Genomic DNA, 11,630 nt, shown 5'->3' on the forward strand with positions numbered 1-11,630 from the left:
CGCCTCGGCCTGGATGGTTGCGACCACCGCCGCGTCGCGCCCTGTAGACGATGCTCTCGCTAGCGCGCTCTACATGTTCTACCAGGGACGACAGACGTTTATCACAGGCATCACCACCACGATCGCGCAAGCGGTGTTCGGCACCATCCTCGCGTTCTTCCTTGCACTTCTGCTTGCGTTCTGCCGTATCCAGACCATCGATCGATCGGATAACGACTTCGTGCGGTTCTGGAAGGTGCTGGGCGTGGATTTTGCCAAGGTTTACAGTGCCGTGGTGCGCGGCACGCCCATGATGGTGCAAGCGGGCATCATCTTTTTCGGTGGTATCGCCTTGCTGCGCGGTACCGGCCTCACGACCTCCGAGGTCAACGTGGTGTGGTCGCCTTTCATCGCGGGCTTTGTAACCATCACGCTCAACTCGACCGCCTACATGATGGAGGTGCTGCGCGGCGGCATCGAATCGGTGGATTCGGGGCAGATGGAGGCGGCGCGCTCGCTGGGACTCTCTCAATGGCAGGCCATGCGTAAGGTGGTGTTCCCCCAGGGCATCAAGTATGCGATTCCCGGTCTTTCGAACGAGCTCGTCGTGAACATCAAGGACTCGTCGGTGCTTTCGGTAATTGGCACGTTCGACCTCATGTTCGCCACGAATTCCATCGCCGGCATCTACTACCAGCAACTGCAGGCGAATATGATCGCTGCGGTGGCGTATCTTGTGCTGACCATGATCGCGACGAAGCTGCTCACCAAGTTCTCCGAGCGCCTGAGCGCGCAGACGGGGCCGGTTGTGGTGATGTCCGATTCCACCGTGCAGGCAGAAATGCTCAGGGCGAGCCACGACCGAGGGGATGTGTAGCTCATGGATACGCAACAACAGCCCATGGTGCGCATCGAAGGGTTGCGCAAGTCGTTCGGCAGCCTCGAGGTGCTGCGCGACATCAACCTGGACGTCATGCCCGGTCAGGTTGTGACGATCATCGGTCCTTCGGGCTCGGGCAAATCGACGCTTCTGCGCTGCATCAACCTGCTCGAAACGCCCGATGCCGGCCATGTATGGTTCCACGGCGCGGACCTCGCTGCAGACCATGTGAACGTGAACGCCCTGCGCGAGAAGATTGGCATGGTGTTTCAGGGATTCAACCTCTTTAACAATAAGAACGTGCTCGATAACTGCACGCTTGCCCCCGTCATGCTCAAGAAGATGCGCAAGGACGAGGCGGAGCGCGTCGCTATGGAGCATTTGGAATCTGTGGGCATGGCAGGCTTCGCGCGCGCCGCGGTGAGCACGCTTTCCGGCGGTCAGAAGCAGCGCGTGGCGATCGCTCGGGCGCTCTGCATGAACCCCGACCTTATGCTTTTCGACGAGCCCACGAGCGCCCTCGACCCGGAAATCGTGGGCGAGGTGCTCGAGGTCATGCGCCGGCTTGCGACGGGCGGTATGACGATGGTGGTCGTGACGCACGAGATGTCGTTCGCGAAGAACGTGTCCGACGAGGTGCTCTTCATGGATCAGGGTGTCATCGCGGAACGGGGCACGCCCGAGCAGATCTTCACGGCGCCCCGCGAAGCGCGCACCCGCGAATTTTTGGCGCGCTATCTGGACGACTAATGGGTTGATTGGGGACGTGTTCGTTCCAACCCATTGTCCGGGCCCGGAAGATGTCCCAAAATGCACCTGTCCCTTTTTGGGACAGAACGAGATGCCTGGCGCATCGTCGAGACCGTCTTGGTAAGTGGTCTCGAACTCACCTGCGTACCAATGGTCAGCAACGTCACGGCGATCCTGTGCGGTGGTGGTGGGAAAAGAAATGGTTCGGATGAGCATTGGGGTCTGAACATGCTGTGTGTGAGAAATAAACAGAAAGAGCGAGAGGCCTGAGCTCTTTGATGGGAGCGCGGGCCTCTCAGTATGGTTGTCTTGAGCACTAACTTTATCGAGTGCCGTCCAAAAAGATTATCCTGACGCTACTCGTTGGACTCCCCGTTGGATTCCACTATGGGCGCTTCGTCACTGGCGTAATCCGCCGTTCCCGTGACGAACTTTGCTTCAGCGTTGACGTCACCAGTAGCCGGCCGATTATGCCAGGGATTGCTATTGCCGGTCTGGGTGAAGTCGTAGGGGAACTCGCGCGCGGTCATGTTCTTGAGATCAAGCAAGTTAATCTCAGAAGAATTTCCGGAAGAAAGCAGATAGCATTCACCGCCTTGGGGAGACGTGGCTTTCTCCGACCAGAACACGTCTTCAGCAATCAACTCGCCATCGATGGTGTATAGGTCGTAGTCAGGGTTGCCGCTGTCCACCAGCTTGAAGGTCTGCCCGTCCAGGCTCGTAAATCCTATGATGCCCGTTTCTTCGGGATTCTCCAGCTCGACGGACCACTCGCCGGCAATGTAATCGTACAGCCCGATTCGCTTGTCTACTCCCTTGCGCAGCACAATGCCGATGGTTCGATCATCCGAGTTCAGCTCAAACTCGGCGGAGTCGTATTCCAGGTCTGTGGCAAGCGAGCTAGAAGTGAACAGGACGTTGCCTTCGAAATCGCGCACCACCGTTTCATGGCCGTTCTGGTAGTCATCGTAAAGATAGTGAGACCCTTTTATCTCCACGTCACCAATTCCGTAATCTAGTCCCGTCTGCTGCGCGACGTCGTCGTCGGTGAGCAGCACGGCACCGGTGCTATCGATTATCCCGGAGCGCGTCCACCAGTGGGGCGAGGCGATGCCATACGAGGAAAGGCTGTAGAGCTCCGACGACTGGTACACGATCTGGAAATTCTCATCGATTAGGTAGTCGGCATGTTCCCGTACATCTCCCGACCTGTATTCGACCTCAAGAGCCAACGCGCCGTCCTTGAACTGAATGCGGAAATCACCGCCAGTGGAACCATCTGAGTAGCCGAGCCCCTTAATATATACAATTGTCATGTTCGGCTTTGCCAGCAGCTCGTTCAGGTTGCACAGCACGTTACCCTCGTGGTCGATGATCTGGACCACGGGCTCCAGGTCATCCCACTGCTCCCAGGATTCGTCGTAGCTGCCCTGGGTAGCCTTCACAGCCACCATGCCGTCCGCGTACGCGCCGGCATAGCTCCAGCCGTACTTGATGTCGTCGTCGAACACAGGCTCGTCGTTCTCGAAGTAGTTGAGCGAGTACACGTTCTCGTCACTGCTTACCACCGGGTAATTGCCCGCGTTCTCATCGATCTTCTCGACGACGGGTTCTTCCTCGACGGCTTCTACCTCTTCGGCGGGCGGTTCCGTATCGGCCTTCGGCGACGAACAAGCCGCCAAAGTCATCCCAAGCGCAACCACGACGCCAAACGCTCCGAGCTTTCGCACAAACGACAGTGAAGCTTGTTTTCTCATTCTTCTTTCTCCTGTTTTCTTACTTCGGTTGGTCATAGTAGGCATAGACCGGGTCGCCGCCTCTGTGGGCGAGCATGAAGTTTTCGGAGGAGATCGATTAGGGTGAACGCTCTCATCATCAGCGCGAGCTTCTTTTGCAGATTTTGGCCAAGCTACCGCTAGGGTCGGTCTGCTAGGGCAGACCCCCCCTTCTGGATATTCATTTCGAGACGAATGTCGCTGGAATTGCTTCGCATGTGGCCTCGCTATCGCAGAGTTTATTTATAATAGCACGGGTATTCGTAAAAACGCCCACGAACGGTAGCGTCAGGCAGCCTGAAGCCTCCTAGAGCGTAAGCAAAAAACGTCCCACCGTATAATGCAGGCAACGCGCGCGAGAGAAAGGTGCCGACATGTCCCAGGTCATGACAATTACGAACGGACACGTAACCGTTACGATTGACTCCATGGGCGCGCAGCTCATGAGTCTCGCGCTTGCCGGCAGCGAGTATCTCTGGCAGGGAGACCCGCGCTGGTGGGCGAAGCGTGCGCCGATTCTCTTCCCCATCGTGGGCTCGCTGCGGGGCGGCTGCGCCGTATCCACGCAGGGCGAGATTTCGCTCGGGCGCCATGGGTTCGCGCGCGATGTCGAACACGAGGTGGTGGCGCAGGACGAATCGAGTGTGACATTCGAGATTCGCGACACGCCCCAAACGCGCGAGAAGTTCCCGTACGCCTTCCGCCTGAACATGACGTACGCGCTCACCGGCGAAGCAAGCCTTACGCAGACGTTTCGCGTCGAGAACACGGGCGACGTGACGCTGCCGTTCTCTGTGGGCGGGCATCCAGCCTTCAACGTGCCGGCGCCGGGCACAGCGAACGAGCGCTTCGCAGATTACGAGATCGCCTTTACCGAGGCGTGGACGTGCGAGGCGCCGAAGATAGCCGAAGGCGGCCTACTTACCTACGATACGGCGGCGCTGGCGGTCGATCACTCCGACACGATGCCGCTCACCCACGAGCTCTTCGCTGACGACGCCGTGATGCTCACCGACGTCCCCGGCGGCACGCTCACGCTGCGTAGCCGCGTGTCCGGCCATGGCGTGCGCATCGACTTCGCGGATTTCAAGTACATCGGCATCTGGTCCGCGTTGGGCGACGCTCCCTTCGTGGCGCTCGAGCCGTGGACGGGTCACGCGACGCTTACGAGCGAGGACGACGTATTCGAGCACAAGCGCGACATCACGCTGCTCGAGCCCGGCGCGGTCGACGAGCGCTCGTTTACCGTGACACTGCTCTAGGGTGCGTGACGGCTCGGATGGTGCGGCTCGGTGAGGAGACGGGCGAGCTCTTTCAAACGCATATCGGCGGTTCGGCGGTGGTCGAAGGCGTCATGATGCGCGGTCGATGCGGCTGGGCGGTTTCGGTGCGCACCGCATCGGGCGCGCTGTACGTCGAAGAGCGCTCGCTTTCCGATGCCGACGCGCGTCCGCGCTGGCAGAAGCTGCCGCTCGTGCGCGGTTGCGTGTCGTTTGTCGAGTCGATGCGCATCTCGTACCAGGCGCTCGCGATTGCCGTTGATCACGCATATGACGGGGTGCCGCCGTCTGTGTCCTCGACCGTGCCGCCGCAGGAGGCGTCGCGTGACGAGGAGGACGCAGCGGGTGCGCCGCAGGCGACGGAGGGCACCTTGACGGCTGCGGAGGAGGCGGCGGGCGCAGCGCCCGAAGCGCCCGAAGCGCCGCACGAGAGCCGGGCGTCTGAAGATCCGGGCATGTACCTTTCCATTGCGGTGGGCGTGCTCCTGGGCATCGCGCTCTTCGTCGCGCTGCCCGTTGCGGCGACGAATCTCATCATGGGCGATCTTGAGGCGCACAACAGCCTGGCATGGAACCTCGTCGAGGCGGGCTTCCGGATCGCGGCGTTCGTCATCTATGTATGGGGCGTGGGACGCATGCCGGACATGGCGCGCGTCTTCGCCTATCACGGCGCCGAGCACCAGGCGATTCACTGCTACGAGCACGGGCTCGACCTCACGCCGGAGAACTGCGCGCGCTTCTCGCGGCTCCATGTGCGCTGCGGCACGGCGTTCATCGTCATGACGGTCATCATCGCGATCGTGGTGAACGCGGTGGCACCGGTGGGTGCGCTTGCGGACGCGCTCGGCGCGACGGGGCTCGTGCGCGGGCTCATCGTGTTCGCGTCGCGGCTCGTGCTGCTGCCGGTCGTCATGGGCATCTCGTATGAGATCACCGTGCGGTGGGCGGGTAGACATCCCGATAACCCGCTTGTGCGCGTGGTGCTGTGGCCGGGGCTCCAGATGCAGCGGCTCACGACGCGCGTGCCCGATCGCGGCATGCTCGAGTGCGCCATCACGTCGCTCGTGCGCGTCCGCGCCCAGGAGGTTCGCGCCGAGCGGGCGAAGCAAGAGGTGGCGCAGGGCGCGTGAAGTGTGTGAGCTGCTACGCCGCCTCGACAGCTAAGAAGTGCGAGCGCTGTTGCTGCCGTAGATGGCTGCACATGATTTTCGCATGGCCTGCCAAGGTTCAGCCGCCCTACGGCGTGGTGCTGCCTGTGGTCTCGGTCTCATCCGGCGCTACCTCCACGAATTCCGAGACCGGATGCCATTCGAGCATGGCGGAGGCGGCGTTGCGCAGCTCTTGGTATTCTTCGAGTGAAATATACGTTCGGTTGCCCTCGGTATCTTCGCTCCAGTAGCCGTAGCTGTCGTAGCCATATGCGGCAACGGAGGTTAGTTCCGAGCCAGCCACCTCGTAGACGTTCGCCCGGTACTCCCATGCGCTTAACGATCCACCGCTCTCGATGGTCAGGTTCTCGCGAACCTTCCAGTTCGAGCGAGTGGATACGGCTCCGTTCATGATGGAGATGGGCTCTGCGCCGTCGGTGTTGAAGAGGCCGAGCAGCTGATAGGAGCCATCATCCTGCACCGTTGCGATGGCGAGGTCGAGCGTGTCGTCATCGCCGAAGTCCACGTAGGAATACGATACCGTGCCGTTTTCTACCTGGTCGTAGGAGACCGACACATTCGAGTCTGTGTGCGTGATCATGATTGCACCGAGCGATACGAGGTCCTGGTACTCGGAATCGAGCGCATTCTGCCAATCCTGCGCCTGCGCATCGCGGTACGCAGCGAGGAGATTGTTGTAGACCGCCTGCTTCGCGGGGTCATCCTCGGTGGCGACGGGGGTGGCCGGCGTGCCACCGCCTCCATCTCCGGCGGGCGGCGTTGGCGCTGCAGGAGCGGTAGTTGCTGGGGCAGGCGGCTGGACGAGTTGGGTTCCCGTTGCTCCGTCTTGCTGGCCCCCGCCATCTTCCAAGGTTGTGCCGGTACCTTCTTCCGCGTTGTCGTCGTAGATTGTTGGGACCGTGAGCTCGCGAATGATCGGTTCGATGTAGTTTTCGATGATGTAGTAGGTGGCGATGGCCAGCGTGCTGATCGCAACAAGGAAGAGCACGAACATCACGATGATGAGCACCATAGGTAGGCGCTTCTTGCTCTCTTCCTGCGCCTCGGTGAAATGGGAGGATAGGTTTTCGTTGCGCAGGAAATGCTCGTCCTCGCTGATAAGGGGCAAAGGCGCCGTGTCGTCGGGGTTGACGCTTGCGGCCTCGGATACGGTGACGGCCTCGGATGAGGCTGCCGCCTTGGGCGTGCTCGCAGTTTTGGATGCGCCCGCTGCCCCGGATACGGCTGCAGAGCCGCCCGGCTCATCCTCTTCCGTAGCGGAGTGCATGCTGCTGTTCGTGCCATCGGCGGCCGCGCGGGCCCGCCCTGCAGGGGTGCCAAGCCGTGCGCCGCAGCGCGGGCAAAACGAGAGCGACGAGCTCACGGTGCTCTCGCACACAGGACAGCGCATGGTACCCCTTCCCAACCGAGCGGGGTCTCGGGCCTAAGCGCCGGGACCCCGGTGTTGGGATTATTCTACTCGGTATATCCTGGGGATGGGGTACCTTTTTATTTCCGCCGCTTTGTGCTTTCGCCGCCCAGCCTATTCAGAGCTGGGCGAGAAGTCTTCCAGCGGCATCCAGTCGAGGTCAAATGATGTCTGAGCTGCGTCGGCGGCGGTGTTGAAGGTGTCGGAATCCGTGGGGCTCGTTGAACCGTCGTCGTTGTAGGAATAGTAGCTGGTGCCAATACGGCTCAGATGCTGCGCGCTGACCGCGGTGCCGTTTTCCACCGTGTAGAGCTGGACCGAAGCGGAGTCTGCACCGTCGGAGCCGAGAGCGCGCAGGTAGCCGTCGCGGGTTACGTCCCAGGTGACTCGCATGAGCAGCGAGCCGTTCATGAGCGAGGTCGTGGCCGAGCCGTCGGTGGAGAAGGCTCCGATAAGCTTATATTCGTCGCCGCTGCCGATGAGCACGCCAATCACGAGGTCGAGTGTTCCATCGTTGCCCAAATCGGCGTAGGCGTACGAAACGGTGCCGCTTGTGAGCTCGTCGTATGTGACGCTTACGTTCATATCTTCCCGCAGGTCAACGATGACGCCGAGCGATGCGAGGTCGTTCAGCGTGGATGAGCTGGCATTCGCCCACCCCTGCGCCTGCGAATCTCGGTACGTGGTGAGCAGGTCGTCGTACACGGCGCGCTGTTCCGCTTCTGCAGCCTCCTGGGTCTCTGCCTCTGCCTCTTGCTGCGCGGCAAGATCGGCTTCGGCATCCTGCTGCGCCTGCTCCTCGAGCTGGGGAAGGATGATGTTCTGGTAGATGTACGTTGCGGCGAAAGCCGTCGCAGCGAGCGTGAGGGTGATGAGGATGACGATGAGGATCATGGGCAGACGGCGCTTGCTCCGCGTCTGCGCGCGCGAGACCTGTGCAGCAAATGTGTCGGCTTCGGACTCTTGGGCAGATGCCACGGGTGGCTCGGGGGCCTTCATGTTCGAAGTAGATGACGTGCTGGTGGTGAACGTCGTTCCGGTGCCGGTGGGCACAGCCGTGCTGTGTGTCGTTCCAGGGCCAGCGGACGGGACGGCACCGGAAGGAGCGTCTTGCTTCACCGGAGCGCCAAGCTGCGCTCCGCATTGCGGGCAGAAGCTCACGTTGTCACCGATATTCGATCCGCACTGTGGACAAAACATCGCGTCTCCTTATCTTGTGGATGGTATGGGTACTGGGTGGGATGGGCAGGCTCACGGCACGGCGCAGGCGCTTCTTGGCGGCGCTCCGCGCGGTCTCATTCGGCTTTCGGAGGCTTGTTGCGCGGCTGCTTGCGTGTGGTCGCTCCGCGCGAGGCGGCCTTCTTGTGGGACGGTGCGGCGCGTGGCGCAGTCTCATCGTCCTGATGAGTGGGGGCGCTTTCGGGTTCGGCTCGTTTGGGGAGACGCGCGCCGCACATCACGCAATAGAGTAGATAGTCATCGTTTTCGGTGCCGCAAATCCTGCATTTCATAATGAACTCCCGGTTTGAATCGAAACGCGTTGTATGATTAGACCGAACGGCGAGGAGGGGAGACGATGAGCGAGCTCGACCCGTTTCTGCAGATACGAACGACGCGCGGCCAGGTTCCCTGCCGTTCGGTGATACCCATCGCCGATGGGGTGGACGCCAGCGACAAAGGTACGGGCGAGTGGCAGGCGTTCCGCTTCGAACCTATGTCTGTTGACGAGGCACGCTCGGCCGTGCTGCCGGACGATTCCGATAACCGACCGGACCACATCACCTTGCTCGAGCTGGCGGAGTGCGTTCGCCATGAGATTGCCGAGCCGGAGCCGTCCGAGCAAGATGGCGCCGCGCAAGATACCGATGATTGCGCCGAAGTGATGGGGGAAGAGCCTGCCCTGCGAGATAAGGAGCAGGTTCACGCGGAAGACCTCTACGGTTTCGCGTGCAAGCACGGTCCCCTGTTCGGCGCGTCCAACGAGGAGCGCGTGACCGTTTGGGGCTCTGCCGCCATCTTGGCCGTCCTCGCCACGCGTCTGCAGCAGGTTGCCTCGAAGCTCGAGGGAACGATGAGCGTTGCCGCGCTGAACGGCGGCGCCTTTAGCAATATTGCGAAATACCGCCTTACGAACCCGGCGACGAGCGCGCAGTTCGACCTCATCGTGATCTCGCGCAAGGTCGATCCGGAATATGCTCAGCACCTGGAGGCTCCCTTTGTGCGGCGCGAAGTGCGCGAAGGGCGTATCAACTACGCCTTCCTCTCGGTGAAGGAGGAGGTCGACCTCGATTCGGGGGTCATGCTGTACCTGCATGTCGTCTCGTTCGACCATGAGATGAGCCTTCCCGATTACCTTGCGCTGAGCCGCGCCTTCGATTTCGATGCCGGGGTCGATGCCCAGGTGTTTCGCTATTTCGATCAGCCCTGTATCGAGGGCGGAGAGCTGCAAAGCGTCCGCGATGCCCATGCATACGGCCTTGCCCAGAACGCGGTGCACACGATGGAAGAGGTGCCCTTCGACGAGGCGGACTGCTCGCCTATCGCCTCGCTTGTTCGCCTGCTCGTGGCGGCGCATCTTCAGGAGGCACGCCTCGATGTGTTCTACGCCGACGAAAAGACCGGCCATCTGCGCTTTCCGAATTACCTCGCTTGGCTTTGGTACGAGTACTCCAGCAGTATCGAGAAGGTGCGCATAGGGTATTGCGGTAACTGCGGCAAGCCGTTCTCGCTCGTGTCCCACCGCGGCCCCGAGCGCCTGTTCTGCAGTGAACAGTGCAAGAACGTTGCGAAAAACCGTCTCAAGAGCATGCGCACGAAACGGGCGCGCGACCTGTTCCAAGGGGACGGTGAGTTCAATGGCGGGCTGTCCGTCGCAGAGATCGCCCGGGAGCTCCAGCGGGAGAACCAGTCGTTCGATGATGCACTCAAAGAGGTGCGCGGAATCTTGAACAAGTGGCCCAAGCTCAAGAGCAAACTTCACGATGTCATCCGCGAGGAGGGATGGGGCGCCGAGCTCTTCGTCCGCTGTATGCGCGACGGCCTCGACTGGAAGCGGATCCTCCACAAGCCTCTGCAGGAAGAGCTCCTGCACAACAAAGACGAGATTGTCCAGCGCCTGCGGGATCAGCTGCTCTAGTGAGGCTGCTCCCCATCCGGCTTCTTCTCTGTCGCGAACCGCGTGCATCGTTAGCGCACCGAGACCGACTGCGAGAAGTGCTGGAAGAGGGCATCGCTTGCGTTCGTGAGGCCAACGCCGGGGTTGTTATCCCATGCCGCGAGCGCATCGTCGTACGTGGAAGCCCCGAGGGTTTGGAGGTCGACGAGCTCGTTCGCCTCATCCTGCGTGTAGAAGTCGCTGGGGTCCGTGCTGTTCGAATCGAGCGCATACGGTATGAGATAGCAGTAGTTGGGCACGCTGGCAATAACGGTGCGCCCGTCACCCAGGTCGCATACCTCAACCGTGGCCTTGCTGATGTCTCCAGCACTCGTCCGCCCGCCATCGATGACCTCGAGCGTGCAGAGTTCGTGATCCGGCTGGTCGTTCGGGGCAATCATGACGGTATCGCCGTCGATCGTCACGTTCACGCGGCCGATCCACTGCTCGGGGATGGAGAAGCGGTAGGATGCCGCTTCAAACGACCCGCTTTCGAGTTGCTCGACGGCTTCGTCGCGCCGCGCGATGGCGGCATCACGCAGTTCGTCGGCGTTCTTACAGCCGCCCTGCACCGCCATGTCGTATGCGGCCTCGATCTGCTCGTCGGTGACGTCTACAGCGTCGATGGGCTCGAGTATGAGCACGTTCTGCGTTTCGAACGTGCCGTCCTCGTGCACGGCTCCGCCCAGGCCGCTCGCTGTGGGCGCCGCCACATCGTAGATGGTTCCATCGGCTGCGATGGGGGAGGCGGGGACCTCGAACACGTAGTCGCCCTGCATGAGTTCGACGTCCGTGCTGTTCTGGTCGGTGAAGAAGAGCTCGTCGACCTCGTTACCCTCGAAATCCGTGCCCGTCACGTGCAGGGGAATCATCGTTCCCGTGGCGGTATCGAGACCCTCGCATTGGATGGTGAGCTGGATGGGGTACTTCTGGTGGGCTGCTTCATAGGCCGCCTGCTCCTCCGCGGCGATGCGGGCCTCCTCTGCGATGCGCGCCTGCTCGCCCTGCCACCAGATCACGCCGCCAACGCCTCCGCCGCAAACGAGCGCGGCCGCGATGGCTCCCGCGATGATGGCGGTGCGATGGCTCTTGCGCTTCGGCTTCTCGGGGGTGGGGGCGGAGGTTGCAGGCGCGTTGGCCGCGGTGCTCCCAGCGGGCTCGGATTCCGCGGGCTTTGCTTCTTTGGTCTCGGGGCCGGAGTCTGTGGCAGGCAGCACAGCGGTCTCGGCGACGGG

At 61.5% G+C, this 11,630-nt stretch carries 9 protein-coding genes; 5 read left to right on the forward strand and 4 right to left on the reverse strand.

What is annotated here, in order from left to right; genetic code table 11:
• Together QZ079_RS04610 and QZ079_RS04615 are read left to right on the forward strand one after the other, a co-directional pair.
• The coding region (locus QZ079_RS04610) for an amino acid ABC transporter permease (protein ID WP_297035664.1) at positions 1-856 on the forward strand (856 nt) is incomplete at its 5' end.
• 24 nt (positions 857-880) lie between these two features.
• The gene (locus tag QZ079_RS04615; RefSeq protein WP_366926427.1) at positions 881-1,609 is read left to right on the forward strand and encodes an amino acid ABC transporter ATP-binding protein; all 729 of its coding nucleotides are present in this window, start codon (positions 881-883) and stop codon (positions 1,607-1,609) included.
• 356 nt (positions 1,610-1,965) lie between these two features.
• Here QZ079_RS04615 and QZ079_RS04620 read toward each other — a convergent pair whose 3' ends face one another.
• A complete protein-coding gene (locus QZ079_RS04620; protein ID WP_297035670.1) occupies positions 1,966-3,366 on the reverse strand; it encodes a hypothetical protein in 1,401 nt (466 codons plus the stop codon).
• Between the two features lie 392 nt (positions 3,367-3,758).
• On the opposite strand from QZ079_RS04620, the gene QZ079_RS04625 reads away from it, so the two are divergent.
• Together QZ079_RS04625 and QZ079_RS04630 are read left to right on the forward strand one after the other, a co-directional pair.
• Positions 3,759-4,646 (forward strand): aldose 1-epimerase family protein, encoded by an 888-nt coding sequence (locus QZ079_RS04625; RefSeq protein ID WP_297035674.1) that lies wholly within the window; start codon positions 3,759-3,761, stop codon positions 4,644-4,646.
• Positions 4,647-4,651: 5 nt separating this feature from the next.
• Positions 4,652-5,794: a DUF1385 domain-containing protein gene (locus tag QZ079_RS04630; RefSeq protein ID WP_297035678.1), complete on the forward strand. Its 1,143-nt coding sequence runs from the start codon at positions 4,652-4,654 to the stop codon at positions 5,792-5,794.
• A gap of 106 nt (positions 5,795-5,900) precedes the next feature.
• On the opposite strand, the gene QZ079_RS04635 is transcribed toward QZ079_RS04630, so the two are convergent.
• Both QZ079_RS04635 and QZ079_RS04640 read right to left on the reverse strand, forming a co-directional pair.
• On the reverse strand, positions 5,901-7,223 hold the full coding sequence (locus QZ079_RS04635; RefSeq protein ID WP_297035681.1) for a zinc ribbon domain-containing protein: 1,323 nt from the start codon (positions 7,221-7,223) through the stop codon (positions 5,901-5,903).
• 132 nt (positions 7,224-7,355) lie between these two features.
• Positions 7,356-8,441, reverse strand: coding sequence for a zinc ribbon domain-containing protein (locus tag QZ079_RS04640; protein ID WP_297035684.1), 1,086 nt, complete (start codon positions 8,439-8,441; stop codon positions 7,356-7,358).
• 376 nt (positions 8,442-8,817) lie between these two features.
• On the opposite strand from QZ079_RS04640, the gene QZ079_RS04645 reads away from it, so the two are divergent.
• Positions 8,818-10,377, forward strand: coding sequence for a hypothetical protein (locus tag QZ079_RS04645; RefSeq protein ID WP_297035688.1), 1,560 nt, complete (start codon positions 8,818-8,820; stop codon positions 10,375-10,377).
• Between the two features lie 50 nt (positions 10,378-10,427).
• Here the strand turns inward: QZ079_RS04645 and QZ079_RS04650 are convergent.
• A partial coding sequence (locus tag QZ079_RS04650; protein WP_297035691.1) for a hypothetical protein occupies positions 10,428-11,630 on the reverse strand: 1,203 nt, incomplete at its 5' end.

This window comes from uncultured Enorma sp. (assembly GCA_905210055.1).
Classification (GTDB): Bacteria; Actinomycetota; Coriobacteriia; order Coriobacteriales; family Coriobacteriaceae; genus Enorma.